Annotated in this window: 30 protein-coding genes; 4 read left to right on the forward strand and 26 right to left on the reverse strand. The window is 50.8% G+C overall.

Annotated elements, in window-relative coordinates; genetic code table 11:
* Window positions 1–33 precede the first annotated feature (33 nt).
* Window positions 34–939 carry an amidoligase family protein gene (locus tag SPIGRAPES_RS14115; RefSeq protein WP_014271426.1) on the reverse strand — a complete coding sequence of 302 codons (906 nt, stop codon included), beginning with the start codon at window positions 937–939 and terminating at the stop codon, window positions 34–36.
* A gap of 207 nt (window positions 940–1,146) precedes the next feature.
* Between SPIGRAPES_RS14115 and SPIGRAPES_RS14120 the strand changes: the two genes are divergently transcribed.
* Window positions 1,147–1,896 carry a hypothetical protein gene (locus SPIGRAPES_RS14120; RefSeq protein WP_014271427.1) on the forward strand — a complete coding sequence of 250 codons (750 nt, stop codon included), beginning with the start codon at window positions 1,147–1,149 and terminating at the stop codon, window positions 1,894–1,896.
* Here SPIGRAPES_RS14120 and SPIGRAPES_RS14125 read toward each other — a convergent pair.
* The 9 genes from SPIGRAPES_RS14125 to SPIGRAPES_RS17385 all read right to left on the reverse strand — a co-directional run bounded on the left by SPIGRAPES_RS14125 (window position 1,853) and on the right by SPIGRAPES_RS17385 (window position 6,543).
* Window positions 1,853–2,101 carry a DUF4314 domain-containing protein gene (locus tag SPIGRAPES_RS14125; protein ID WP_014271428.1) on the reverse strand — a complete coding sequence of 83 codons (249 nt, stop codon included), beginning with the start codon at window positions 2,099–2,101 and terminating at the stop codon, window positions 1,853–1,855. The two genes, SPIGRAPES_RS14120 and SPIGRAPES_RS14125, sit on opposite strands and share 44 nt — an antisense overlap.
* A 64-nt stretch (window positions 2,102–2,165) precedes the next feature.
* Window positions 2,166–2,402 (reverse strand): hypothetical protein, encoded by a 237-nt coding sequence (locus SPIGRAPES_RS16685; protein WP_014271429.1) that lies wholly within the window; start codon window positions 2,400–2,402, stop codon window positions 2,166–2,168.
* Window positions 2,389–2,679 (reverse strand): hypothetical protein, encoded by a 291-nt coding sequence (locus tag SPIGRAPES_RS16690; protein WP_014271430.1) that lies wholly within the window; start codon window positions 2,677–2,679, stop codon window positions 2,389–2,391. Before SPIGRAPES_RS16690 ends, SPIGRAPES_RS16685 begins: the two co-directional genes overlap by 14 nt.
* Complete coding sequence (locus SPIGRAPES_RS16695; protein WP_014271431.1) at window positions 2,672–2,983, reverse strand: hypothetical protein; 312 nt, start codon at window positions 2,981–2,983, stop codon at window positions 2,672–2,674. Before SPIGRAPES_RS16695 ends, SPIGRAPES_RS16690 begins: the two co-directional genes overlap by 8 nt.
* Window positions 2,980–3,285 (reverse strand): hypothetical protein, encoded by a 306-nt coding sequence (locus tag SPIGRAPES_RS14140; protein WP_014271432.1) that lies wholly within the window; start codon window positions 3,283–3,285, stop codon window positions 2,980–2,982. Before SPIGRAPES_RS14140 ends, SPIGRAPES_RS16695 begins: the two co-directional genes overlap by 4 nt.
* Entirely contained in the window at window positions 3,278–4,522 is a 1,245-nt protein-coding gene (locus SPIGRAPES_RS14145; protein ID WP_014271433.1) for a site-specific DNA-methyltransferase, read from the reverse strand. The genes SPIGRAPES_RS14140 and SPIGRAPES_RS14145 overlap by 8 nt, the downstream gene beginning before the upstream one ends.
* On the reverse strand, window positions 4,512–5,675 hold the full coding sequence (metK, locus tag SPIGRAPES_RS14150) for a methionine adenosyltransferase (protein ID WP_014271434.1): 1,164 nt from the start codon (window positions 5,673–5,675) through the stop codon (window positions 4,512–4,514). The genes SPIGRAPES_RS14145 and metK overlap by 11 nt, the downstream gene beginning before the upstream one ends.
* A 34-nt stretch (window positions 5,676–5,709) precedes the next feature.
* A complete protein-coding gene (locus SPIGRAPES_RS14155; RefSeq protein WP_014271435.1) occupies window positions 5,710–6,243 on the reverse strand; it encodes a P27 family phage terminase small subunit in 534 nt (177 codons plus the stop codon).
* A gap of 135 nt (window positions 6,244–6,378) precedes the next feature.
* Window positions 6,379–6,543, reverse strand: coding sequence for an HNH endonuclease signature motif containing protein (locus tag SPIGRAPES_RS17385; RefSeq protein WP_245535503.1), 165 nt, complete (start codon window positions 6,541–6,543; stop codon window positions 6,379–6,381).
* On the opposite strand from SPIGRAPES_RS17385, the gene SPIGRAPES_RS17390 reads away from it, so the two are divergent.
* Window positions 6,496–6,810, forward strand: coding sequence for a hypothetical protein (locus tag SPIGRAPES_RS17390; protein WP_245535505.1), 315 nt, complete (start codon window positions 6,496–6,498; stop codon window positions 6,808–6,810). The genes SPIGRAPES_RS17385 and SPIGRAPES_RS17390 overlap by 48 nt on opposite strands.
* A gap of 220 nt (window positions 6,811–7,030) precedes the next feature.
* A complete protein-coding gene (locus SPIGRAPES_RS14165; RefSeq protein WP_014271437.1) occupies window positions 7,031–7,624 on the forward strand; it encodes a hypothetical protein in 594 nt (197 codons plus the stop codon).
* A 77-nt stretch (window positions 7,625–7,701) separates the two neighbouring features.
* Here the strand turns inward: SPIGRAPES_RS14165 and SPIGRAPES_RS14170 are convergent, their stop codons facing one another.
* The 7 genes from SPIGRAPES_RS14170 to SPIGRAPES_RS17645 all read right to left on the reverse strand — a co-directional run bounded on the left by SPIGRAPES_RS14170 (window position 7,702) and on the right by SPIGRAPES_RS17645 (window position 13,512).
* Window positions 7,702–8,112, reverse strand: coding sequence for a DUF1492 domain-containing protein (locus tag SPIGRAPES_RS14170; RefSeq protein ID WP_014271438.1), 411 nt, complete (start codon window positions 8,110–8,112; stop codon window positions 7,702–7,704).
* Entirely contained in the window at window positions 8,109–8,315 is a 207-nt protein-coding gene (locus SPIGRAPES_RS14175) for a hypothetical protein (RefSeq protein WP_155816771.1), read from the reverse strand. Before SPIGRAPES_RS14175 ends, SPIGRAPES_RS14170 begins: the two co-directional genes overlap by 4 nt.
* A gap of 11 nt (window positions 8,316–8,326) precedes the next feature.
* Window positions 8,327–9,700, reverse strand: a complete 1,374-nt coding sequence (locus SPIGRAPES_RS14180; protein WP_014271440.1) for a DEAD/DEAH box helicase — start codon at window positions 9,698–9,700, stop codon at window positions 8,327–8,329.
* Window positions 9,681–9,962 carry a VRR-NUC domain-containing protein gene (locus SPIGRAPES_RS14185; protein ID WP_014271441.1) on the reverse strand — a complete coding sequence of 94 codons (282 nt, stop codon included), beginning with the start codon at window positions 9,960–9,962 and terminating at the stop codon, window positions 9,681–9,683. The genes SPIGRAPES_RS14180 and SPIGRAPES_RS14185 overlap by 20 nt, the downstream gene beginning before the upstream one ends.
* A 174-nt stretch (window positions 9,963–10,136) precedes the next feature.
* Window positions 10,137–12,575: a virulence-associated E family protein gene (locus SPIGRAPES_RS14190; protein ID WP_014271442.1), complete on the reverse strand. Its 2,439-nt coding sequence runs from the start codon at window positions 12,573–12,575 to the stop codon at window positions 10,137–10,139.
* The gene (locus tag SPIGRAPES_RS14195; RefSeq protein WP_014271443.1) at window positions 12,572–13,285 is read right to left on the reverse strand and encodes an antA/AntB antirepressor family protein; all 714 of its coding nucleotides are present in this window, start codon (window positions 13,283–13,285) and stop codon (window positions 12,572–12,574) included. Before SPIGRAPES_RS14195 ends, SPIGRAPES_RS14190 begins: the two co-directional genes overlap by 4 nt.
* Window positions 13,286–13,368: 83 nt before the next feature.
* Window positions 13,369–13,512 (reverse strand): DUF7768 domain-containing protein, encoded by a 144-nt coding sequence (locus tag SPIGRAPES_RS17645; RefSeq protein ID WP_483475678.1) that lies wholly within the window; start codon window positions 13,510–13,512, stop codon window positions 13,369–13,371.
* Window positions 13,513–13,920: 408 nt separating this feature from the next.
* Between SPIGRAPES_RS17645 and SPIGRAPES_RS14200 the strand changes: the two genes are divergently transcribed.
* Window positions 13,921–15,912, forward strand: a complete 1,992-nt coding sequence (locus SPIGRAPES_RS14200) for a hypothetical protein (protein WP_014271444.1) — start codon at window positions 13,921–13,923, stop codon at window positions 15,910–15,912.
* Between the two features lie 81 nt (window positions 15,913–15,993).
* On the opposite strand, the gene SPIGRAPES_RS14205 is transcribed toward SPIGRAPES_RS14200, so the two are convergent.
* The 9 genes from SPIGRAPES_RS14205 to SPIGRAPES_RS14250 all read right to left on the reverse strand — a co-directional run bounded on the left by SPIGRAPES_RS14205 (window position 15,994) and on the right by SPIGRAPES_RS14250 (window position 23,339).
* The gene (locus tag SPIGRAPES_RS14205; protein ID WP_014271445.1) at window positions 15,994–16,425 is read right to left on the reverse strand and encodes a DUF7768 domain-containing protein; all 432 of its coding nucleotides are present in this window, start codon (window positions 16,423–16,425) and stop codon (window positions 15,994–15,996) included.
* A 2-nt stretch (window positions 16,426–16,427) separates the two neighbouring features.
* Window positions 16,428–18,368 (reverse strand): DNA polymerase, encoded by a 1,941-nt coding sequence (locus tag SPIGRAPES_RS14210; RefSeq protein ID WP_014271446.1) that lies wholly within the window; start codon window positions 18,366–18,368, stop codon window positions 16,428–16,430.
* 87 nt (window positions 18,369–18,455) lie between these two features.
* Window positions 18,456–19,019 carry a DUF2815 family protein gene (locus SPIGRAPES_RS14215; RefSeq protein ID WP_014271447.1) on the reverse strand — a complete coding sequence of 188 codons (564 nt, stop codon included), beginning with the start codon at window positions 19,017–19,019 and terminating at the stop codon, window positions 18,456–18,458.
* Window positions 19,019–20,143, reverse strand: coding sequence for a DUF2800 domain-containing protein (locus tag SPIGRAPES_RS14220; protein ID WP_014271448.1), 1,125 nt, complete (start codon window positions 20,141–20,143; stop codon window positions 19,019–19,021). Before SPIGRAPES_RS14220 ends, SPIGRAPES_RS14215 begins: the two co-directional genes overlap by 1 nt.
* Window positions 20,136–20,657 carry a hypothetical protein gene (locus tag SPIGRAPES_RS17275; RefSeq protein ID WP_014271449.1) on the reverse strand — a complete coding sequence of 174 codons (522 nt, stop codon included), beginning with the start codon at window positions 20,655–20,657 and terminating at the stop codon, window positions 20,136–20,138. The genes SPIGRAPES_RS14220 and SPIGRAPES_RS17275 overlap by 8 nt, the downstream gene beginning before the upstream one ends.
* Window positions 20,647–20,859 (reverse strand): hypothetical protein, encoded by a 213-nt coding sequence (locus SPIGRAPES_RS14230; protein ID WP_041385403.1) that lies wholly within the window; start codon window positions 20,857–20,859, stop codon window positions 20,647–20,649. The genes SPIGRAPES_RS17275 and SPIGRAPES_RS14230 overlap by 11 nt, the downstream gene beginning before the upstream one ends.
* 118 nt (window positions 20,860–20,977) lie before the next feature.
* On the reverse strand, window positions 20,978–21,469 hold the full coding sequence (locus SPIGRAPES_RS14235) for an RNA polymerase sigma factor (protein ID WP_014271451.1): 492 nt from the start codon (window positions 21,467–21,469) through the stop codon (window positions 20,978–20,980).
* A gap of 760 nt (window positions 21,470–22,229) precedes the next feature.
* Entirely contained in the window at window positions 22,230–22,949 is a 720-nt protein-coding gene (locus SPIGRAPES_RS14245; protein WP_014271453.1) for an ImmA/IrrE family metallo-endopeptidase, read from the reverse strand.
* Window positions 22,950–22,955: 6 nt separating this feature from the next.
* Window positions 22,956–23,339, reverse strand: a complete 384-nt coding sequence (locus SPIGRAPES_RS14250; protein ID WP_014271454.1) for a helix-turn-helix domain-containing protein — start codon at window positions 23,337–23,339, stop codon at window positions 22,956–22,958.
* Window positions 23,340–23,566 lie beyond the last annotated feature (227 nt).

The raw sequence follows: 23,566 nt of genomic DNA on the forward strand, positions 1-23,566 counted from the left end.
GTCCCGCCCTCAGGTTGCAGATCCGTCGCCCCTTCAGGCGGCAACCCGCCGTCTCCATGCGGCGGATCCGGTGAGGCGCTTGGTCAGGTGCTCCCGGCAGGCTTTGAACTCGTCGCCGATGAAGCCGATGCGGTTGAGGTAGGTGCGCATCGCGAACTTCTCGTTCTCGGCCTGGGGCTTCTTGGTGCTCGCCGAGCTTTGTGTGAGCGCTTGGCTGTTCAGCGCGAGGGCGAGGACTATGTAGCTTCTGACCTCCCCGGCGTGCAGAGTGCTGTTGAAACCGCGTAGCTCGACAGTTTTGTGGCCGTGGAAGAAAGAGTGCAGGTTCAAGAAATGGTAGCGGCTTTCGTGGTAGTGTGCGTCCCGGTTTCCCCGGTAGCCTTCGTACCAGATGCTCTCGATCTTGGCGAAGGTGGTCGGCTTGGCTCGGTTCATGGTCGCCACAAGGTGCTCGTCCATCCTCTTGCAGTACCGTGCCCGTGAAGCCTCTATGCCGAGGGCCTTGTAGAACAGGTCGTTTCGGGCGTAGATGATGTTCACAAAGTTTCTGATCGAGCGTGGTGTGTGCGGCTGGCCATCAAGGTGGATGTGGATGCCGCAGGAGCTGTTGGTGAAGGCCCCGGCCTTGCGCAGTGCCCTGATGACCTCCTGCAGGTTCTCGATGTCAGCTTCGTAGGTGAGGATCGGGCTGACCAACTCGACGCTATACAGGCGTGATGCACTCTCTTTGATCCCTCGAGTCTTGGTTTCGCATCGAATGGATCCGTCATAGGTGAACTTCCATGTGCGGCCATCGAAGGTCTTCAGTTCGTAGGTGTCGTAGTAGGAACCACCGTAGAGCAGCTCTCCACCGAGGACCGTCTGGGCAGCCAGGGCTGCGTCCTTGCGGGTGATGCCTGACATCTCTATCTCGATTCCGAACCGTGTTGTCTTTTCCATGCCGTCTACCTCTCTTTGGTGTGTTTTTCTTCGTACTGTAGTAATCACTCAAAGAGGGATATATAGCAAGTGTATATAAGCAAATAAGATACACTATTTTAGTATTATGAATGGATCGAATTTTTGTTGCCTTTTTACGGACCCTGTATGACAATGCATGAGGTTCCCAACCCGGATTCCATACCAGAAACAACCTAGGAGATCCTCTTGAGCAACACCAATTCGATATTCACGATGCATGATGTGCCCGTTTTCAGGGCACTGGACAGTATCAGCATGAAAACCTTCCAGCTTCTCATGGGCTGCGGTACGATCGACCCGGTCAATCCATCGCTCTTCGTGCTGGGCTTTGGGAGGACCGAACATCTGTATGAGGCTGACATGCTCGTCCTGGAGCTGAGCCCGCTATCAGTGCGAGTGATAGAGGTCGGCAAGGCAGCCCTGGGTGATCTTCCTGCCTTCGAGATGAACCTCGAGCCTCTGTTCGCCCTGATGGGACCGGCCTGTCCGTCCCTTCTGCTCTCGCCTACGATGCTGCCTCCGATGATCGTGGAGAAGCTGTACCATCTGTACTTCCGTTCACGAAACGACGGCTGGCGGCTCCTTAAGGGTGTGAGATGCTATCCGTGTAACCCGTTCAAACGAGTGAGAAGAGAGCTTGGGGCACGATACAATGCCTCCGGCCCATTGAAGGACCGAAGGCTGGAAAGAGATGAGGCAACGGAACTGGCATCGCTGTTGCTTGAAAAAAGGGCCAGCGATATGGAATGGAAGACCTTCATCCTCTCATGGGGCGACGCCGCCAGCAATGCACTTGATGAGGATCCGTCGACCCTTGTCATGAGCCTTGAGGATTTCCTTTCCCTTTACGACGACCTTCAGGAAACCTGCCGTCTCAAGTGGAAAAGGCACACTAGAAGATCTTATGCCGGGGGATCTCCTCACCCGGTTTCCTGACCATGTCGACACCCGGCACCACACCCAGTGTCGAGCCGGTCTCCCAGGCAACGTGCAAGGTCCCGATGTCGTCCACCTGGATCACGACTCCCTTGGTCCCCTTGGGTGGGGCTTGCTCGTCATCCATGTGCACCAGCTCAACCGTACATCCCTTTGGGTATTGGAGTTTGAGTACCTCAATTCGTTTCTTGTTCATCTCATCCATGGTGTACCCTCCTTGTCAGGCTGCATTGATTGCCTAGGTTTCCGCTAATAGCAAGTCCCATACCCTAAGGTTTTGACAACGCATCCAGGATAAGGCCGATCTGGCGCAGGTATTGCTCGTAGCGGTGAGCGAAAAGCGGAAGTTCGTTCTCCCCGTAGTCCAGAAGCTTGTCGGCATCCGTCTCCGATATGCAGTACAATCCATTCTGGTATGTCCAGTTCAGGGTGGGGAAGGCCGGGATCATCGGTGCTTCGGGAGCCATCGAGACCAGGACCTGACGATACGGATCATTCTCCTCCACCGTTGGCACGCTCGTGCAGCCGGTTGAGACGATCAAGACGGCCGGCAGAATCACCGCTTTCAGGAGGTTCGATCTTTTCAGGAGGTTTTTCTTGGGTGATGGTGGTGATCTTCTGCTGTACTTCATCGATCTTCTCCAATTCCTGTTCTCGTTTCTTCACCGTAAATTGGGCTTGCTGGATATCCTTTTTCAGGTCCTTGGTCTTGTGTGCCTGCAATCGTGTGATCCCCAGCAACCCCAGGATGATGAGGATCAGCATCTGCATGATTTCATTCATCGGCTTTTCTCTCCATAAACTTTTTGACCAGTGGTTTCCAGAATGCCATGCACGCAGGAAGCTGCAGCAGGTAGATCACAATGGTGTACAGGACCACCAGGTATGGCGTGGGGTTCAGGCCGCCGTCGATGCCGGTCCCCACAACGATGCGGAATGTCACATACCCCAGGAGCGCCGAGCAGGCGAGGGCGACCAGTTTGATCTCGTTCTCGCTTGCCCTGTCACGGCGAAGGCTTTTCTTGTAGAGCTCCATCACCAAGCCTAAAAAGGCGGCGAAGGCAAGTAATATGGCACTGAGGATCATGTATGCTCCCCCTTGCTCCCAAGCAGCGACAGAAAGTAATCGTCCATCTTCTTCTCCTGCTCCTCACTCTCCCCGTTGATCTCATGGGTCCTCAGCGACTTGAAGATGACCTTGTCGTTCTCCAGTGCCATGACCAAGCCCATCTGGATCCTGCTGATGGTGGTCTTGATTTCCCTGAGGTCCTTGGCATAGGCAAGCCTGTCGTCGCTTTTCTTTGCAAGACGGTTGAGCAGCCACAGGACGATGCCCCCCGAGCCGAACAGGCATACCGAGAGAGTGGTGACGAGGGTGATCTCATCCATCCTGGGCCTCCTGGGAGGCGACTACCTCATAGGGGTAATCCAATCCGTCGCGCTGGACGGTCACCCCTGACGTCGAGCCGGTGAGTTCGATGTAGCGCCTGACGATGACGTCGCAGTACTTCTCATCCAGCTCGATGGTGGCACAGCTCCGTTCGGTCTGCTCACAGGCGACCAGGGTGCTGCCGCTGCCGCCGAACGGGTCGAGCACCAGCGTGTTGCTCATCGAGGAGTTCATGATCGGGTAGGCCAGGAGGGCCACCGGCTTCATCGTGGGATGCTCGCCGTTCTTCTTGGGCTTGTCGAATTCCCAGATGGTCGATTCCTTGCGCCCGGTGTACCACAGGTGTTTGCCCTTCTTCTTCCATCCGAAGAGCACCGGCTCGTGCTGCCACTGGTAGGGCGAGCGGCCGAGCACCAGCGACTGCTTTTTCCAGATGCAGGTGCCCGAGAGGTAGAAACCCGCCTCACAGAAGGCCTTACGGAAGTTCAGTCCCTCGGTATCGGCATGGAATACGTAGATGGAGGCATCGTCGGCCATGTGCTTTGCGGTGTTCGTGAAGGCATCGAGCAGGAACTGCAGAAAAGCATCGCCTGCCATATTGTCGTTCTTGATCTTGCCGGCCGAGCCCTCATAGTTGACGTTGTAGGGTGGGTCGGTGACCACCAGGTTCGCCTTGGCACCCGCCATGAGCAGCTCGAATGTCTCGGCCTTGGTGCTGTCCCCGCATACCAAGCGGTGCCTTCCCAGTTTCCACAGGTCCCCACTCTTGGTGAGCGCTGGCTTTTCCAGTTCTGCTTCCACGTCGAAGTCGTCGTCGTGCACACCGTCGGCAAGCGAGTCCTTGAACAGGTCGTCGATCTCTGCCGGGTCGAAGCCGGTGAGCGATACGTCGAAGTCCAGACCCTGCAGATCGGTTATGAGCAAGGCCAACTTGTCCTTGTCCCACTCGCCGCTGATCTTGTTCAGTGCAATGTTGAGGGCCTTTTCCTTGTCCTCGGAGAGATCCACGACCACGCACTCGAGCTCGGTGTGCCCGGCATCCCTGAGGATTTTCAACCTCTGGTGGCCCCCTACGACCCGGCCGGTGGTCCTGTTCCAGATCACCGGTTCGACGTAGCCGAACTGCTCGATGGAGCGCTTGAGCTTCTCATACTCGGCATCGCCGCTCTTAAGGTCCTTGCGCGGGTTGTAGTCAGCAGGCAGCAACTCATCGATGTGTTTCTGTTCAATGGTCATGATCAAGTTCTCCCTTGAGCGCCTCGATATACCGCTCGCTCACCTGTTCCCACGCAAAGAGGGAATTGCCGAAATGGCCGTAGCAGGAGGTAAGGTTGTATATGGGACTGCGCAGCCCCAACTCCTCGATGATGTCCTTCGGCTTGAGGCTGAAAACCTTACTCACTGCCTCGGCAAGCCTGGCATCATCAACCCTGCCGGTTGCGAATGTGTGTACATTCACGGCAACAGGCTCGGCCTTTCCGATGGCGTAGGAGATCGCTACACCGCAGCGCTTGGCAAGACCGGCTGAGACGATGTTCTTGGCGATCATGCGCGCCATGTAAGCCCCGCTTCGGTCCACCTTGGTCGCATCCTTGCCGCTGAAGGCGCCACCTCCGTGGAGTGCCAGGCCCCCGTAGGTGTCCACCATGATCTTGCGACCTGTCAGGCCGGTGTCGGCACCGGGCCCGCCCTCAACGAAACGGCCGGATGGGTTGATGAGGATACGGGTGTGTGCATCGATGGGGAAGTGAATGAAGGCAGGCTCGAGCACCTTTTCGATGAGCTCGCCCTTGAGGGTGTCCAGATTCTTGTCACGCTCATGCTGGACCGAGACGATGACGGCGGACACCCTGACGGGCTTGTCATTCTCGTACTCCACCGATACCTGTGCCTTGCCGTCGCTGCGGATTCCCATGATGGTTCCGTTCTTCCTGCACGTGTCCAGGATGCTGCAGATGCGGTGGGAGAGTTCAAGAGGCAAGGGGATGCAGGTGGGTGTCTCGTCGGTTGCATATCCGTACACCGTGCCCTGGTCCCCGGCTCCCAATTCATCCACCTTACCCTCGGCATCCCTGATCTCCAGGGCTGTATCGACGCCGCCTGCAATGTCCGGACTCTGGTTGTGGAGGAACACGCTGATGGTGAATTCCTTGGGGTTGTAGCCACACTCTGCAAGGGCGGTCCGTACGGTTTGGCGTATGTTGACCTTGGTGCGGCTGGTGATCTCTCCGGCGACGATGATCCGGCCCTTGGTCGCCATGACCTCGCAGGCCACGCGCGAATATGCATCGCTGCTCAGGCAGGCATCGAGTATCGAGTCGGCGATGTAGTCGCACAGCTTGTCGGGATGTCCTTGGCAGACACTCTCGGATGTGAGGTAGTTCTTCATGTTTGAATTCCTTTGGTTGTTTGATTGTTTTGCGCTACCGGCGTGCGGTGAGCAGTCGTTCCATCAGGTCATCCTGAGGGTTCGCTCCTTGGTATGAAGTGGCGTTGTTCTCCTTCACGATCTGGAAGATCTGGTACCAGATCTGGTTGACCTGTTTCATGTATTCACGACTCATCGCCACATACGGAGAAGCGATCGCAGCACCTGTGGTAGGGTGCTTTGCGAGGAAGCCGTACTCGCTGACTGCCATCTCGCACTGGATCCATCGCGCCACTGCCATCGCGTACTGGTGGATGATCTGGCTGCTGACTAAATTCTCACAGCGTCTGGTCTTGAGCCAATCCCATGTCTCCTGGAAGACCTCTGCAGCATCGAGCTCAATGCCACTCTTCTGGCTGACCGTCATGTAATATTTGACCTCAGGCATGTCCGCGCCCTCGAGCTCGGGAGCCTCGGGCAATTGCACCACGCGGGCCTCTCTGCCTTCGTGGATTTTCTTTGAGAGAGCCTTGGGTTTCCTCCCTGCACCGACGCGGGCACCGCCACGGTTGGTACCGTCTTTTGCCATGTCGCACCGCCTTCGTATGATGAGGGGGTCAATCCCCCGTTTGAATTCCAATTTTTCCGCGTGATTGCCCCTGCCCGTTGTACACCACATATGGTGTAGAGATTCAGATACCCCTAGGGTTGGCGCTACTAATAGTTACCTTTTAACGTTCCATCGGTCTCTCTGGCGCCCGTGGAGGGCTGAGTGGCACCTGTTGCATAGTGCCATGAGGTTCTCCTCGTCATCCGTACCACCATATCTAGTGGCAGTGATATGATGGGCAACCGTCGCTCGTGTAAGGCGTCCCTCTCTCCTGCACAGCTCGCAGAAGGGATGCCCTTCAAGGAATGTTTTCCGGGCCTTCCTCCAAGAGGATCCGTAGCGCTTGTGGGTGCCGGGATCTCGTTGGTTGCGTTCGTAGGTGCTCGCAGCCTCTTTCGCATGCTCCTCGCAGTACCGACCTTCGGTGAGTCGTGGACAGCCTGGATGGCTGCACGGTCGCTTGGGCTTGTAGGGCATGAGGGGTACTCCTTGGGGCAAAAAGAAAGCCCGGGAGGAATTCCCGAGCTCTCGATTGGACTTGTCTGAGTGTACAGTAGCGTGAAAAACAAACTGAGCACAACTGTTATTTTCTGATATTTTAACGATTGGATACAAGTGTTCCTGAAGTGATTACGGTTCTTATTGTGAATTTTAGGAAACGATAATCTGTGCTATCCTAAGTAATAGAATTTTCTGCGGTCATTACTGAGAAAGAAATGGCAGTCGGGTTGATTTTGTTGAAAAGCCTACAAAAGGATTGAGATCCATGAATATTAAAGAATTTGAGAAGGTCTATTGGGGATATTATCTACATCTAGAAAATCGATTTCTGATCACGGGAGATTATGTTTCTTTCGATGAAACGAATTATGGAACGTTCTCGAATGAGTATGTTGCACTTTTACAGACGGTTTGTTCAGAGATCGACGTAATACTCAAGGATATGTGTGGGTATCCAAGAGCCAATAATAAAACAATTAAAGATTATGCAGTTGATATAAAAAGCCGATTTCCCTCTGTTGAATCAGAAAGGATTCTAATAAACTACTTCAACTGTGAGATCAAGCCATTTGAAAACCTTTCTGGAACAATGGTTTGGTGGAAAAATTACAATGCTGTTAAACACGATCGTATTAATAACTTTGATGCTGCTAACCTGCAATCAGTTGTGGGTTCTCTTGCTGCGCTTTTTCTACTGAATAGACTCTATTTGAAATCAATAGATACAAACGCATACCATTTCATTATTCAGTCAAGATTATTCAAGAATCCTGATTGGGATGATAAGGGACTTCAAATGGGATTCAAAGTAAAGGATGGGCATTTAGTTTCGATCTTTCCTGATGATGATAATAATTAGACTATCATTTTGATAAAATTATGACCATATTCTGTAGCTTCTGAATATTCCACCCAGGAAAAGGGTGGAACGAAATATCATATAGAAGGAACCCTCACCAACCCCAGCGCCTTCCTATGCAGGTGGTAGATGTAGTCCTGGCTGTAATTCAGTTGGGATGCGATCTGGTCCCAGCCCAGGAAGGTGAGGTACCGCATCTCCAGCAGCGTCTCACACTCCATGCTGTTGACACTTCGGATCGCATCAGCGATTTCTGTCTTGAGAAGTATCAACTGTGCAATGCTGGTGTTGATCTCATTTTCCAGTTCGGTGATCCGCACCACCGCCTCCTCCACAGGGGAACGCCGGATCGACGGGGCCTTGGGGACCTCGGTGAGTTTGGGAGATACATAGACGGCATGACTTCTGAGCCAATCGAGCTGACGTTCCTTGGTCTTGATGCGTTTGTCCAGATACCATGCCTGTGACAGATATTCCTTTGTTTTCATGTTCTTGCCTCCTGTAGGTGAATCTTGGTGAAGTCGGGGTTGATGTCGCACAGGAAATCAAACCACTCGCTCTTGAAAAACCGCTCGATCTCATCCTTGTCTGCCCATGCGTATAGGTAATCGGGGTTGTCTTCCAACTGGGACATCGCCTTGTGCCAGTCCATCACAGCTCGATCTACAATTGCTGCCGCCAGCTGCCTCATGCTTGACTCGGTCATCGGCTACCCCCTGTAAGTTCGGCCTTCACCGCCTCGATCAGAGCATTCTGGGTTAGTGCCTTACCTGAAAGAACCTTTATGATGCGCTCATCGATGGTCTTCTCGGTGATGAGATGTTGGACCACCACCGTCTCGGACTTCTGGCCTTGGCGCCACAGGCGCGCTACCGTCTGCTGGTAGAGTTCGAGGCTCCAGGTAAGGCCGAACCAGATCAGGAAGCTCCCCCCGCCTTGGAGATTCAATCCGTGCCCGGCGGAGGCTGGGTGTATCAGAGCGGCCTGCAGTTTTCCCTGGTTCCATTTCAAAAGGCTTTCACTCGAATCCAGAGTCGAAAACGATACCCCCAGCTTCTCCAGCCTCCCCGCAATCCGCTGAAGGTCGTGCTTGAACCAATAGGCCACCAGCACACTTTTTCCGTTGGCCGCCTCAATGAGGTCCTCAAGCGCATCGAGCTTGCGATCGTGAAGGGCAATGGTCTTCCCGTCGTCGGTGTACACAGCCCCATTTGCCAGCTGCAGCAGCTTGCCCGACAGGCTTGCCGCATTGGCTGCTGTCACCTGTCCTCCGGAGGCGTCGAGCACCAGATCTTTCCGTAGTCTTTCATAGGCCATCCGCTCATCGCCGCTGAGGGAAATCTTATATTCATTGGTCACGAGCTCGGGCATCCTGATATGGTCCTGGGCCTTCATGGAGATGGTGATGTCCTCGATCGCTTGGTAGATCCTTTCCTCCGCACCGGGGGCGGGTTTATAGCTGAACACCACCTGTCCGCTTCTCTTGTCTGGGGTGAAATACGCATTACGATAGGCTCCGATGAACCTTCCGAGTCTCACACCCTTGTCCAGAATCTTGAACTGGGCCCAAAGGTCGATCAGGCCGTTGCTGGCCGGGGTACCGGTCAGGCCAACGATGCGTTTTACCACAGGACGGCGCTTCATCAGCGCTCTGAAGCGCTTGGAGCGGTGGTTCTTGAACGATGAGAGCTCGTCGACGACCACCATGTCGAAGTCGAAGGGCAGGGCGCTTTCTTCGATGAGCCACTGCACGTTCTCGCGATTGATGATGTACAGGTCAGCCTTGCGCTCGAGTGCTGTAATTCGCTCGGCGGTACTTCCCACGGCCACTGACGGAATCAAATCCCCAAGGTGATCCCACTTGCCGATTTCGGCAGGCCACGTATCCCTGGCAACCCGAAGAGGCGCGATGATCAGTACCTTGCGCACCAGGAATGAATCGAAGAGGAGATTGGAAAGGGCCGTCAGGGTGATGACCGTTTTGCCAAGTCCCATCTGCAGTAATACCGCTGCCACGGGGTGCTCCTCTATGAAGTCGCTCGCATACTGTTGGTAGTCATGCGGTGTATATGTCATTGATGATCTCCTCTATCTGCTCTCTTGCATCCAGCACGTATGCCTTGAATCCCAGGGCCCTCAACATTTCATGCCTTACCTGTTGGAGTGCCCTCATCTTTTTGCCCGGGGCCTTCACTTCCACAAAGCCGCACCGTCCGCCGGGCAGCAGGACCAATCGGTCCGGCATTCCATCGAAGCCCGGGCTTATGAATTTCACAGCCCGGCCTCCCATCTTTTTCACAGCCATCACCAGCTGCAACTCGATCTCTTTCTCAAGCATTCCAAATCTCCCTTTGGAACGAAGGAACGAGTGGAACGAAAGGAACAGGGGGTCCTATAAAGTCCCACGTGCGTATATACGCCCTCGCCGCCACACTCATCCCCTGTATATCTACTTCCACTTATGTAGTAGATATTCTTGTTCCATTGTTCCTGATGCCCCAAAACGTGCTCCTCAGAACGGGATTGCGTCATAGTCCAATGGAACCAGTTCTGGAACAGGCTTGGAACGTTCTGAAGATTGTTCCGTCCCCTGGAAAACGTAGGCGCGTTGCTTTCCGTAAATCGGGAAGTATCGCGTTCCTGTTTTTGTTACTTGGTATTTGCCCCAGCTCTCGATCTTCTGCATGATGGCAGTGATCGCATATGAGTCGTTCTTGCTGATCATGGCGGGGTCCTTGCCGAAGCATTCGCACCAGATCTCCATATTGCAGACCACGGTTCTCCTGACGGTCCCCTTTACCGTCATGCCGCTGTCCTTCTCCGAAAGGAATGCACGTCGTGCATAGAGGTCCATCGCTTCCCAGTTCTCGGGGAGCAGAAAGTCGAGGTAATTCCTGACGTAACCCTCGCGCACGTCGATCTCCATGGCTTCGCTCTGGACCTCCTCCGCCTCCTCCAGAAAGTCTCCCTCGAGATACAGTTTTTCGCCATTTTCCCAGATTGACTTTGCTTCCGCCCAGAACTGGGTCCGATATGCCTCTGAATATTGCCAGGTCATCTTATGCCGAGCCAGGTTGGACTTGATGATCCAGTACCGGCGATTGCCGGTGATGTCGCGAAGGTACCCGTGTTCTCCGTTGACCGTCGCGATGATCACACACTGGCGGGGATGGCTTTCGACCACCTTGCCATAGCTGGGGCGGTATTGGTCGTCGGATGTGGAGAAGAATGCCTTCACTTTCTCAATGTCGGCTTTCTTTATTCCCGCCAGTTCCCCGATCTCTGCGATCCACACCCCCTGCAGCTTCTCCGCACCTGCCTTGGACTCCATATCGGCTAAAGAGAGGGTTTCGGAATAGTATTCACTGCCCACAAGGTCTTTCACGATCGTGCTCTTGCCGATACCTTGTTCGCCGTCAAGCACCAGGACGTTATCGAACTTGGTGCCCGGGTGGTAGACGCGCGCCACAGAGGCGGCGAATGTCTTGCGGGTGATCTCCCTGACATAGGGGGTATCGTCGGCTTTCAGGTACTGGATGAAAAGCTCCTCGACCCTTGTTTCACCATCCCATGGCGGCAAGCCATTCAGATAGTCGCGGATGGGGTGGAAATGGCGGTCATCTGAGATCTTCGTGAACGACACATCATGATTGCGGCTCGAGAAACACCCATAGCGGATATCGATGAGGGATTTCAGCTGTGCCGTATCAGCATCGCGCCAGAAGTTGTTTCCCACCGGCCTGTCCCATGGCATCTTGGATGTGACTTGGATTCGCCCGGCAAGATCGTTGAAAGCAAACCCCGCGAGATCCGGATCATTGTCGAGGATCAGGTTCAGGTTCCACACGCAATTTTTGAGCACGGTGCTCCTGGTCTCGTATATCAACCGTTTTTTCCAGTCCTCTTCCGGTACAAAGTCAGCCTCTGCTTCCATTCTGCGCTCATGAAGGATGAGCAACTTCACCCGTTCGTCCTTGCTGGCAAGATCTGCCATGGCGTTGAATGATTTCTTTGGATCATCATCCCCGAAGCGATGCACTCTTACCAAGTCGAATGCATTGAGAGTCTTGTTGCATGCAGGATCGGACGCGTGATGTGAGTAGGCGAATTTGCCATCATAGATCACCACTCCGGCACTTGAGTCGGCGGGAATGTAGTCGTACCTTCCCTCTTGGGTGGAGAGAGCATACACACCGGAAAGGAACGCATCGATTGCTTCGTCGATCGGATGGTAGGCTCGACAGAATACCCCCACAATTCCTTCTTTCGTCAGCGGATCACTTTGGCTACGCATCGAGGTTTGGATGATCTCGGACTGACGGGAACTGACCGGCCATTGGGAGGCATCCTTCCAGTCGTGGTACATGCCAAGGTACTTGTCGGGATCAAGCGCACTCCCATCCTGGGCTTCGAATAAGAATTCCCCGTTCGATGGACAGCTCGCCCAGTACATCATGCGGTTGGCCTGGTAGGTGGAGTCATCGAAATAGTCTATGCCAATCTGCTTCGCGACCATGCGCATGAGAGCGGGGTACTCGTCCTCGCCTACTTCACGGGTGAACGGGAACACGATGCGACAACGGGGATTCTCAGGAGCATGGCTGTGTGTTGAGTAGAGGAAATAGGTTATACCCGTCAAGGAACTCTTCACCTTGGTGGGGAAGTCTTCTCCGCCATCGATATGGTCTGCATCCAGGGTTCCCACCATCCGGCAAATCACGTGACCATTCTTTCGGATGCCTTCCTTCAACCATCCTCCGACGAAGCCTCCCTGGTCCTTCAGCTGATCACGTTGGACACGTGGGAGCCGAGGGTACTCCTGTACCGTCTCCGAGGTTCGGATGGGGTTGGCGTTGCGATCCTTTATCGCTTGCCAGGTCATTTCCTGATTCTTGTACTTCCGGTCGGTCTTTCGGTTGCAGAGTGCAACCTTGATGAGTTGATCGTTCATTGTATCTCCTTCAGGAAGTCGTCCCATGCGGTGATCGGATAACTGTTCACCGTACCGAAGCGTTCGTCGTTCGTTTCGCACGAGCGAATCTCGATCGCTCGTGACCGACAGAATGCCGACAGCTGCTTGCCGATGGCCTGCGATTGTGCAAGATTCCAGTGCTTACCGAAAACCTTGTTATATTTCGCCACGGTGTAGAACTGCAGCGAGGCATTCAAGGCGATCTCGAGGGTTTCATTTTCTTCCGTGAGGTCCATGATCCGTCGCTGCGCCTCGAGTGCTCTTTGGTGTGCAATCTGCAGTGCGCGTTCCATGATGTGTTCGGGAGAGTTCCATGCTTCCTCTACGGCAATGAAGTATTGGCGGAACTTGCGGCCTATCGCTGAGCGCTGCAGCATGCACAGCTCCTTGGCCATCGTTATGGTGATCTCGTGATTCATGCTCGGACGCCCTCCGATACTTTTACTTGCTTTCGAGTAAAAGTCCTTTCCTTCCACAAAGCCGTATTGGCACATGCGGGGGAACCAGTCGTTGTATCGGGTTGGCACCTGCATCGCTATGTGCAGATTCCGCGCGTTGACAGTTGGAGTTGGGGTTTCATAGTTGATGGGAATCAGCGTATCTAATGAAGGGGATGTCCTTTCACTGGAATGACACACATCATTGTTACACAGGTCTTGGCTATCACAGGGTAAGGTTTTTCGACTCATAATTATTCCTCCTTCTTATTGCCGGAAAACCGTACCCCCTTAATTTGGGAAAAGGAGAACCACCAGAGGAGAAACTGGAATGATCACGTGTTCCTGGGTTCAGTCTCGTGGCAATCGCTGCCAAAAAATCTCACCTTGTATCCCTTGCAGCGTGCCCTATCAATCTCAATTTGCATTCCTGTACTGATTCGTTCTCCAAACACCCATACCTCCGAACATTTGCTCATGAGGAGGTGCGTATGGTTTCCGACAATCGCATGCAGAGCTCATCGAATGTCGTGGTCTTGTTTGTCCAGGTTTTCCCATAGCAACTATTGCCATAGGCTATGGGCAGGTTACGCATATCGTATGCTCCTTGGTAAATAAGTAGAGAGTTTTCATGACGATTAGACACTCCTTACCTACCACCGAAAAAGCGTACCCCTTGAGTTAGAAATTCATTATTTGAATTGGAGAAAGAAATAGTTTTACCAAGTACATCGCTATATAATTAATGATTTATAGGGCGGACTGACCAAGTCTGTGGTACTATTAACGACGTGTATCATTAATGTTACTTCTCACAGCTATTAACTTATTAAATTTTATATATTTGAGTCATCTTTGGTTTTACTCAAATTATTTGTGGGGAACTTATGGATAAACTTATTTCAACAATTTATATCAAACAGGATATTGCCAATCAATCGCTACTGGTAAATGCATTATCGCAGGCTATTGTAAAGATACTGTATTCAGCAGATGAAGGTATTGATTTTCGAGCTATTAAAGCAAATTTGAGAAAATTAGTTGGGTCTCAAATTGACGATACAAGAATTGATGAATCCCTTAATGAATTAGTTAAAAATAGCTATGTCAAGAAAAGCAAAGGGAACTATAAAATTCGGGACTTCTACAGGAGAAAACTTAAGTCATTATATGACCAAAGAAGTCAAAGGTTAAACTCAGTTCTTGAAGAATACTTTTCTGATAGCGATCTTGATAAGGGAACTCTTCAAAGTTGGTTTGAAGATATGAATACGAAATTCTTTAGTGAATATAGTATGAATTGGATCGAAGATGTAATAGGAAGATCTGACAAGAATAGAAAATATATTAATACCTTAAAAATTCTAGACGACAATGCAATACATAAGAAACATAAAATCGATAAAAAGTTATGCACTTGGCTTAATGACCAATATATACAATTCTTAAGAAGTAATAATCCAGAAGATCAATTATTGATGTGGGATTATGCAAATACAATGTTCTCATGCCAATTGATTGCTGCAAATATATATGCTGATGACAGTATACTTGACATTTTTGAAAATGCAACGATGGTGCTAGATACAAATATTCTGATGTGTCTTGATTTAGAGAAAGATAACTATAGTGATGCTTACGAATCCCTTGAGTCAATTTTTGAGAAACTGAAAATTACTCCTGTTTATTTTCATATAACCAAAGAAGAATACAGTAAGGCAATCAGAAATAAAATTGATGAGATTACAAGAATTCTTAGAAAGTATAGTATTGAAGTCTTAGTGGAGTCAGATGATACATTTATAAAAACTGCACTAGGAAGGAAATGTACAAAGGAAGAGGATTTTATAACTTTCTTTGAGCAAATTAAAAACATACCAGACAAATTTAATAATTCACTAGAAATAGAAGAGTTGGATTATCGAGAACTATCGGTTGCAATAGAAAACGGACAAAAGGATACCAAACTAAAAGAAGCACTCAATGAAATTTTCAAAAGGCTTCATAATCATGAAAAAACTCATTCAATTCTAGGCCATGATGCTGGATTAATTGCTGGAACACAATTCTTGCGCTCTGATGGAGGTAATGTCTGGATTCTAACGCGTGATGGGTCCATTCATACATATTCAACGGAGAATGCTAAAGCAAATAAGTATCCTTTGGCAGTAAGTTTGAAAACGTTGATTAACTTATTTTCTGTTAGCGATGGAGGTATTGATTTAAAGCCTACAGATTTTCTGCCACTGTTTTCAAATTTTATTAGAAATGATGTGATTCCAGAAAAAAATACTTTTCAAATTGAAGACTTAACTCGAATGTACGAAATCCAGGACCAAATTACGCAAATGCCAAAGGAGGATATTGTTAAATTAGCTAAAGAAGTAAATAGAGACCGGATATCAGGTGTTACAGATAGCAAAATAGCATTGAAGGTGCAACGTAGAATTCAATCCTATAAAATTGAAGTAAAAGATGAGCTCACAGCAGCAAAAAGAAGTTATAGTTCTGAAAAAGAGAGAGCAGAGAAGCTGACTGATGAAATGCAAAAACGTAAGGTAAATTTTATTGAACGTCGGAAGCATGAACTTTTATCCGAGTTCCAAAAGAAAAATAATAGAGCTAAAAGAATTGCAATTCTAGTCCAGATAGTAGCACTGGTGTTAATTTCTATTTTGGTGATATTTTTGTATCAAAAGAATAGTGAAAATCCGAATACTCTAGGAGCCTCCATAATTGCTCTCATTATTAATCTACTTGTAAATAAAATCTCCATTAAGCCATTGCAAGAGGTTCTCTTTAACAAAAAAGAGAAACGATTCAAATCACAAATTGATGATATTGTCGAGGAAGAATGGAGGAGTTTACTTTGTGAGTAATTAACAATTTTCAATAATGCTGCGTATGTGCAATGTTAGGCTGGGACTGGGTACTCCGCGTGGGGGATATCCCTAATTGGGTTAGGGCAGCGGCTGAGTATTTATAAGAATGCATTCATTATTGAAAAATCTCACCTTATAACCCTTATGTTTTGCCCTGTCTATCTCGATTCTCATCCCGGCACTAATGTGTTCACCAAACACCCAAACCTCCGTACATTTGCTCATGAGCACGATACCGAAGAACATGCCCAGGTCGCGTTCGCTCTGAATCCCGTCATCAAGAAACTGGGGGTAGAGCAGGTGAGGGGTTACCGGAAGATAACCTTTCTCGACTGCAAAACGGCTGTAACGCCTGGCATGGAACACATTCTCTTCGATATTTCCAGCATATGGAGAGCAGATATACACCATGGGGTGATAATCGAAATGTGGTCTAGCTTGTTTCTCAATAGCCTTCATGGCCTCATAGGGTGTCCTATCCATATATCCTTCCCTGTTGCGAATATTCATATTCAGTCCTTCTTGTAAAATTTGGTCTCAAAGCCATCCGCATTGAGCAACAATCCATCTGCCCATGATGGCGATGCCGCCATGGAAGCCTCGATGGTTTCCAATTCCATTTCATCAGGTGCCTCGATGACGATCTCGTCATGGATGTGCATGCAGATCCGATGATCCTTGAGTTGCTGCATCGAGTAGCAGAGAATGTCACGGCTGATTGCCTGAACGATGTTCTCCACCACCTTGGGACCATATGTTTCGATACGTTCCCACTTCTTCGTGGCTCCCACGCCCTCATACGTTACGCAATCGTTACCAAAATCATTGGTTCCCATACGGGGTTTCACGTAGGCAAGCCGTCTTCCCGATGGCAACGTAATGAACAAGAAGCCACTCTCATGTGAGAAATTGATGTCATGCGTGTTGGTTGTGGTTTTTCCCCTCACCGCTTCCTTAACCACCTTGTCCACATCCCACCAAAGCTGGACGATGTTAGGATTGGATTGACGCCACACATCCACCAAGGGCTTGAGCTCATCCTCTTCAAGGCCCATATCCAGAGCACCCATCGCCTTCAGAGCCCCCACCGACCCGCCGTAACCAAGTGCCAATTCGGCAATTTTCCCTTTCTGTCTTAGATGGGCATTCTGACCATGCTTCTCTACAGGGACCTTGAACATCTGAGAAGCGGATGCACAGTAGATATCCCCGTTCTCGGCAAAGATCTCCATACGCCAAGTCTCCCCAGCGAGCCAGGAGAGTACTCTTGCTTCAATTGCAGAGAAGTCCGAAACAATGAACCGATATCCGCTTCTAGGAATGAATGCGGTACGGACCAACTGTGACAAGGTGTTGGGAACATCGGAATACAGTATCTGCACTGCTTCATACCCACCGCTCGTAACCAAGGTTCTTGCAGTCTCCAAATCCTCCAGATGGTTCTGGGGTAGATTTTGCATTTGCACGAGTCTTCCAGCCCACCGCCCGGTTCGGTTTGCCCCGTAGAACTGGAACATGCCCCTTGCCCTGCCATCGCTGCAAACTGCGTTTTCCATCGCCTGGTACTTCTTCACCGACGACTTGGCAAGCTGAAGCCTGAGCTCGAGTACTTCTTGGATCTGGGGCGGGGCGTCCTGCAAAGCTGTCATCACATCCTTCTTGCCAAGAGAATCGACTTCAAGACCGTTCTCTGACAGCCAGGTTTTTACCTGTGGCACTGAGTTGGGATTCTCCAAATCAGTGAGATCCTTCATCCTCGTAATCAACTCTTCTCGGGCACGCTTGTCCATCCTGATTGCGTTATCCACGAGATTCTTGTCGACCAACACACCCCGGTCGTTGATGCCTTGATCAAGGAGGTACTCATCCCAGATTGCATCGGGAACCGGAAGTCGATAGAGGCGCTGATGGATGGCAATCTCAACCTCGACATCGCGCTTGTTGTACTCGATGAACAGTTTCCATTTGTCAGGTGCATCATCAGCCTCATTTCTGGTACGCCCGCCGTTGGTGATTGTAGGATTGCATGGGGTGCAGAAGTATCTGACCAGGTCCTTGCCCTCGGAGAGCTTCTGTCTCTGAAGACCGAGCACGGCACCGACGCCCATCAGCGATAGGGGTAGGCCCAGATACGCCGACCAGATCATCGTGCAACGCCAGGAGGACGGATCGAGATAGGTCCCTGTCGGCAGTCCTAGATGGCGGGAAAGACAAATGCGTTCGAAGGTTGCATTGAACGCCCATTTGATGATGCCATCGTCGGAGATAGCTCTGACGATGTTCTTGGGGATTTTCTCCCCCCGGGCGAGATCGACGACTTTCACCTCCCCGCCGTCCAAGCTGTAACCGAACAGGAGGATCTCGAAGTCCTCTGCTTCGCAGTAGCGGTAAACTCCGCTCTTGGCCAGATTGATAGAGGAATACGTCTCGATATCGATGCTAAGGTATTTCATTCGGATCTCCTGGTAACGATGTTGGGTTTCAACTAAGTGAATAGGGAAAGGACGGCAGCATTATGCCACCGTCCTCTTCCTAAGAGATCAGGCAAGGAAATCATCCTCGTCATCGGTGGCGAAGTCACTCTCTGCACTTGCCTTACCGCCCAGAGGCTCTCCATCACGGATCAGCTGCAGATTCTGCAGGCCGCATGCGATGCCGCGGTTGCCGTTGGAATTGAACGCATAGAAGCTGATCGAGGCCCGTCCGTAGACACCCGAATACACATCACTGCGGTTCAGCACGGGATTGCAATCCGCATCAACGATACCGGGTGCGGTTGCACTGTTGGCATTGATGAAGAATGCGTTCTCGTAAGCTGGGTCATCCGGGCGGTCGATATCCCCATCGCGCAAGGGAGTCTTCAGCGATGCAAGGGACGGGGCTGTCCTTCCGTTGCCCTTGAGTTTTGCCTCGCCTTCCTTGTACGCAGCCTCGATGGCAGATTTAATCTTCTGCACCGTGGCCTTGTCACTTTTGGGGATGATCAGGGAGACCGAGTATTTCGGTGATCCGCCATTGATGGACTTGGGCTCCCACACGTTTGCATAGGACCATCTGGTGTTCTTTCCGGTGATTACCTTCATTGGATTTGCTATTGTTGACATTACTTTTCCTCCATGTCGTCAAAGTCGTTGATTGTGATACCCGGTCTTTTATCGCTTTCCGGTACGAGCGTCGGTTTGCCTTTGGGCTTGTAGATGAATGGGCCCAAGATCTCATTGAATCGTGTTCTTCCCAGCAACTCGGTCATTGCCGTGATTCCCAGTACCTTGTGTTCATAGGGATCGAATCCAGATGAGCTGACTGCTTCAGCTACGGCCTGATCATCGGTGTACTTGCGTATCGACCTACCCTCGACCAGTTTGAATCCCTCCAGTTTTCCTCCTCTACCTAATACCGAAAGAGCGTACCCCTTGATATCGCTTACCCAAGAAGCCAACTCGTCAGCCTGCCTCAGGATCTCTGCAATCTCGTCATCTCCCAGGAGTACAGGCTCGGCGAACTCGTAGCGAGCGAGATCCAGGTTCGCCTCGGCACGCTTGCGGCAGGTGGATTTCACCTTGCAGAAGCGGCAATGGGGACCTGAGCAGAATTCACCCTTGCCCCGGAATGCCAATTCAGCCCTTGGTTTGAGATAGGATTCAGCCCAGTTTGTTAGGTCATCGGCAGTCATGGTGAACGTGTTCACGTTTGCAAGGCGGGGTTGGAATACGGTCATCGATACCTCTTCCACCTCATACAGCGAGCCGAACATATCAAGAGCTCCGAGGGAGTAGAGCATCATCTGGGTATTGTGGTCTGCAGAGACTTCAACCCCCTGTCCGTACTTGAAGTCGATGATATGCAGGTTCCTGTCGGCGATGATGATGCAGTCTCCTGTCCCAGAACATTCAGGTACATACGTGCTGATATCCAGGCGTTGTTCAAGGAGTATCAACGGATCTTTTTGAGCCTCCTTCTCAAGCTGCAATGCCTCGAGAACGAATGCGGCATATTCATCGGTACAGCTTTCCATTTCCTCACTGTGGTAGTGCAGGGTGGGTCTCGGGTCCTCCATCTTGATTCCCAGGGCAAGCTTGACCTTGTACTCGCATAGGGTATGGGCTTCGGTTCCTTCCTCGGCGAACACACTTGATTTCTCCTCGATGTGTTCGCATAGGCGTGCCGATGGCGGGCACATTGTCCATCGCGAGGCCGATGAGGGAGAAAGAAGGGCATGCCTACTCATCGGCAAGCCTCCTGATATCCCTTAGGAAACCCGGGTAATATTCCGGTTTAAGATTCTCCAGACAGGTTGCATAGTGGTGTTCATAAATGGCAGGCAGCTGATCGGCCTTGTCCTTCGAGGTGATTGCGTCGACGGCAGACTTCAAATCTTCCAATGTCACACCCAGACAAAAAGCCTCATCGGCAAGATTTCTGTAATGGGAGGGATCGATCGCTGAGAGCTTGTCAGCACCATACTTTTGCAGAAGCAACCGCACTTGGTCCGTGTGACCATCACGTGACTTCTCTGCGAGTATCTTGCGCACATCGATCAGAGACAAAGGATTTTCATCCTTTGGGGGCTCTTGAATCGTTGGTGAGTCCTGTGCTTCAAAAAGGTCTGGTTGGATATCCTTCTGTCCGAGCAGATTCTTCAGGTCTTGTGTGCGAAGCACTTCGGCGGCTAACTCGAGCGCCTCCGCAAGAGATCTGAATCCCTTGGCTCCATCAAGCAACAACTGGGCTTTATCTTCCATTTTCATTCGCTCCTTCTTGCATCTCATGTATCTCGACGCTTCTGACCGTCTTGCCCGGTGTAAGTACGAGCACTTCGCTGTACTGGCCGAACAGGAATCGCAGCAGCCTTGCGGGTAACTTTCGTCCACGACTACCCAGCACTCCCTGGGTTCCTTCCCCGCCTTGGGCCACATTGATCTGGACCCTGTGTTGAAGTTTCATTGTGTTTCTCCATCGCTGTACGGGGTGTTTCCCCGGAGGTTGTTTCGGTGTGTCATCACCCCGTATGTACATCCTCTGCTTAATACCTGAAATCCGTACCCCAAGGAGAAAACGGGGACTATACATCCCCGAACTCCTCAGCATAGAGAGCCCTGATACGATCGAACATCTTTCTGCGGCGGCTACGGATCGCATTGTCTGTGGTCCCTTCTTCTCGGGCGATATCAGCGAGTTGTCGGCCTTCACAGAGTTTCCAGAAAAGCTCCTGTTGGGCAGGGATTAATTGGGGAATGAGCGTCTGCACCTGATTCCTGATCGAGGGGGGAAGCTCATCCTGGAATAGAATCTCCTCGGGGGCTTGGGAAGTATCCACAAGGTGCTCGATGGGATCATTAGGATGAGTTATTGGGTTGGCATCGTGAAGAAACTTTGAGAATTTAAAATTCGCATCCTGTAGTTCATCTTCATACCGATCGTTCAGTTTCTCGGCATGGTATGAGTCGCGGAGAACAGTGATGATCTCCTCGGTGATTCCGTCCTTACCTGGGGTAAGTCGGTACGGTTTTCCGTCGATGCAATAGAAGAATTCTGTCCTGGCGTCCTTTGCCATGTTCCCCTCCTTGGGGTTTGGGCAAAACGGAGACAGGCATTCGGGTATGCAGCGACGAGGGCATGCTGGCCGAAATCAAAACGCATCTCCGTTTTGACCTTCGACCGGCGCATTCCCTACAACCGGTGTTCAGTGATTGATGTGGTGCATCCCGGTGGGGAATCCTGGCCTGGCACAGGGATGCTGTTGTTTGGATCCAACGAATCCAGAAGACGATGACCATTACTCTTCGGCCTATGGAGCAAAGGGTCTTGATGATCCTGAATAAGATTTTCGGGCAAAAAGAAAGCCGGATGATTACAAAACGTGTGTCTTGTGCATCATCCGGCTATTCGGTGACTCGTCATACGGTCCCATTGCTCGGTATGTCCGACTTGCATGATGTCGGTATATTTAGTGGAGGAGCTTCCCCCAGTGTTATGTATTCATGATATGAACGCGCTTTCCTCCTTTTCTCTTGGGCAGGCACATGTGCTGTGCAATAGGAACTTTCACGAATCGACCGCACTGCGGACATTTGAGCGAGATCTCCACCGGCTCATCCGCCTTGTGAAATCCGGAAGCATCGAATGCCCGCTTTCCGCAGTTGGGGCATCTCATAGGAATACTCATCGCAACTCCTCTTGTTGTAAAATGTTAGCTTTAAAGCTAACATAGAAGTGAAAAAGAAACCTGCTGCGAAGTGGCAGTCAGGAATCTTTATGATAGACAATCCGCTAACGACCACAGGGATCGCATGGCGGACACCGGTGGTTGTTGGTTATGTGGGAAGGCAGTGCAGTGAAATCAGACGTACCCTTGCAGCTTCCTCAGAGACATTGAACACATCGACCATTGTCTGGATCAGCTCTTGTTGCCAGAATGGACTACCTTTGGGTTCGATCAAATTCCTCAGTCGTTTGACTGCAGGTCTGGGCATCAGCAATACTGATGCCAGATAGTTTGCCTGCCATTCGAGCCATGCCTCACCTTTCAAGCGTTTGCCGTCGGTATCTACACCGCTGAGATCAGGGAAGGCAGGTTTTGAGTAGATACCACCACAGTAATCGTGCAAGCTGGCAATCTGGGCCTTCCGCTGATAATATTCGGGATGGATCAACCCGTGCGATGCCTCATGCCCTTCTGTGAACCGCTCACGATGGATGAACGATGGATTGTCGGCAAGGGTTCCCTCAATGATGATGGTATTCTTTTTCACCGAGAGGAACTTGGCTTGGTCCAACTCAGGGACATACACGGGCAGGGCTTCGGTATCTTCGAAAACCGTGATCCCCAGATACACCTGGTTATGCGACAGGTATTGGTATTCCAGGGAAAAGCCCATGTAGTGGGTGATAAGTCTGTCGATATCCATGGGTTGTGGTTTTAGCAGGACCTCAGGGGAAAAGTCACGCAGCACTCGTTCTCCATAGGTTTCCAGCTGGTTCTTGCTCAAATGGGGTATCCCGTTGGCGTCGAGTCTACATGCGCATCTTTTCATCTTTCCTCAGTTGTCCCCGTGTTTCCTCTTGATCAAATCATCGACAAATCGTTGCCAATCTTCCTCGTTCGCTTCCAGGTTTCTTGCAGTCCTGAGTGCGGCGTTCACATACGGCCTGTCGGTCACATACGGATTCAGATCCGGTGCGAGCAGGCCTTTTTGCTTGCCGACTATGTCATACATCTCGGCTTTCTCTTTTTCATTCAGATTCAGCACGTTTGCCAAATCTGCCAGTCTTTCCTCGGTCAAAGGTGCACGCCGACTGTTCTCCACATCGCTGAGAAACGGTGCTGACACCCCCAAAGTACGAGCCACCTCACGCAAGCTAATTTGCTTTTCATCGCGTTTGTGCTTTAGGTACTCGCCAAAAGTCACGGTAGTCTTCTTCATAATCCTTACTATCCTTGTAAGCCTGTTAGTCATCAGGCTCAATAAAGGAAGGATAGTACGAAAGATGGTTGAGGGTCAATAGGATTTTGGAAAATAGTGTAAACAGGTGTTAAGTAGTATGTGGATGGGCTTGAGAATATCGGACTGGAGAAGAGGTGTCAATCGGTATTGAATCATGAGTTTATAGCTCAAGAATAGATGAGTGAGAAAGTACATGAATATGCTTG

The organism is Sphaerochaeta pleomorpha str. Grapes (assembly GCF_000236685.1).
GTDB classification, from domain to species: Bacteria; Spirochaetota; Spirochaetia; order Sphaerochaetales; family Sphaerochaetaceae; genus Sphaerochaeta; species Sphaerochaeta pleomorpha.

Bases quoted from the DNA above. Each gene is read 5' to 3' on its own strand.
- SPIGRAPES_RS16690 (WP_014271430.1), bottom strand. From the start codon at position 2,679: ATGAATGAAATCATGCAGATGCTGATCCTCATCATCCTGGGGTTGCTG.
- SPIGRAPES_RS14185 (WP_014271441.1), bottom strand. From the start codon at position 9,962: ATGCTTGAGAAAGAGATCGAGTTGCAGCTGGTGATGGCTGTGAAAAAG.
- SPIGRAPES_RS17645 (WP_483475678.1), bottom strand. From the start codon at position 13,512: ATGAGCAAATGTTCGGAGGTATGGGTGTTTGGAGAACGAATCAGTACA.
- SPIGRAPES_RS14115 (WP_014271426.1), bottom strand. From the start codon at position 939: ATGGAAAAGACAACACGGTTCGGAATCGAGATAGAGATGTCAGGCATC.
- SPIGRAPES_RS14165 (WP_014271437.1), top strand. From the start codon at position 7,031: ATGAATATTAAAGAATTTGAGAAGGTCTATTGGGGATATTATCTACAT.
- SPIGRAPES_RS14245 (WP_014271453.1), bottom strand. From the start codon at position 22,949: ATGAAAAGATGCGCATGTAGACTCGACGCCAACGGGATACCCCATTTG.
- SPIGRAPES_RS17275 (WP_014271449.1), bottom strand. From the start codon at position 20,657: ATGGAAGATAAAGCCCAGTTGTTGCTTGATGGAGCCAAGGGATTCAGA.
- SPIGRAPES_RS14230 (WP_041385403.1), bottom strand. From the start codon at position 20,859: ATGAAACTTCAACACAGGGTCCAGATCAATGTGGCCCAAGGCGGGGAA.
- SPIGRAPES_RS17390 (WP_245535505.1), top strand. From the start codon at position 6,496: ATGATGGGCAACCGTCGCTCGTGTAAGGCGTCCCTCTCTCCTGCACAG.
- SPIGRAPES_RS14155 (WP_014271435.1), bottom strand. From the start codon at position 6,243: ATGGCAAAAGACGGTACCAACCGTGGCGGTGCCCGCGTCGGTGCAGGG.
- SPIGRAPES_RS14175 (WP_155816771.1), bottom strand. From the start codon at position 8,315: ATGAGGCAGCTGGCGGCAGCAATTGTAGATCGAGCTGTGATGGACTGG.
- SPIGRAPES_RS14250 (WP_014271454.1), bottom strand. From the start codon at position 23,339: ATGAAGAAGACTACCGTGACTTTTGGCGAGTACCTAAAGCACAAACGC.
- SPIGRAPES_RS14220 (WP_014271448.1), bottom strand. From the start codon at position 20,143: ATGAGTAGGCATGCCCTTCTTTCTCCCTCATCGGCCTCGCGATGGACA.
- SPIGRAPES_RS14195 (WP_014271443.1), bottom strand. From the start codon at position 13,285: ATGAGTCGAAAAACCTTACCCTGTGATAGCCAAGACCTGTGTAACAAT.
- SPIGRAPES_RS14140 (WP_014271432.1), bottom strand. From the start codon at position 3,285: ATGGATGAGATCACCCTCGTCACCACTCTCTCGGTATGCCTGTTCGGC.
- SPIGRAPES_RS14125 (WP_014271428.1), bottom strand. From the start codon at position 2,101: ATGGATGAGATGAACAAGAAACGAATTGAGGTACTCAAACTCCAATAC.
- SPIGRAPES_RS14215 (WP_014271447.1), bottom strand. From the start codon at position 19,019: ATGTCAACAATAGCAAATCCAATGAAGGTAATCACCGGAAAGAACACC.
- SPIGRAPES_RS14205 (WP_014271445.1), bottom strand. From the start codon at position 16,425: ATGAATATTCGCAACAGGGAAGGATATATGGATAGGACACCCTATGAG.
- SPIGRAPES_RS14180 (WP_014271440.1), bottom strand. From the start codon at position 9,700: ATGACATATACACCGCATGACTACCAACAGTATGCGAGCGACTTCATA.
- SPIGRAPES_RS14235 (WP_014271451.1), bottom strand. From the start codon at position 21,469: ATGGCAAAGGACGCCAGGACAGAATTCTTCTATTGCATCGACGGAAAA.
- SPIGRAPES_RS14170 (WP_014271438.1), bottom strand. From the start codon at position 8,112: ATGAAAACAAAGGAATATCTGTCACAGGCATGGTATCTGGACAAACGC.
- metK (WP_014271434.1), bottom strand. From the start codon at position 5,675: ATGAAGAACTACCTCACATCCGAGAGTGTCTGCCAAGGACATCCCGAC.
- SPIGRAPES_RS14200 (WP_014271444.1), top strand. From the start codon at position 13,921: ATGGATAAACTTATTTCAACAATTTATATCAAACAGGATATTGCCAAT.
- SPIGRAPES_RS14145 (WP_014271433.1), bottom strand. From the start codon at position 4,522: ATGACCATTGAACAGAAACACATCGATGAGTTGCTGCCTGCTGACTAC.
- SPIGRAPES_RS14210 (WP_014271446.1), bottom strand. From the start codon at position 18,368: ATGAAATACCTTAGCATCGATATCGAGACGTATTCCTCTATCAATCTG.
- SPIGRAPES_RS16695 (WP_014271431.1), bottom strand. From the start codon at position 2,983: ATGATCCTCAGTGCCATATTACTTGCCTTCGCCGCCTTTTTAGGCTTG.
- SPIGRAPES_RS14190 (WP_014271442.1), bottom strand. From the start codon at position 12,575: ATGAACGATCAACTCATCAAGGTTGCACTCTGCAACCGAAAGACCGAC.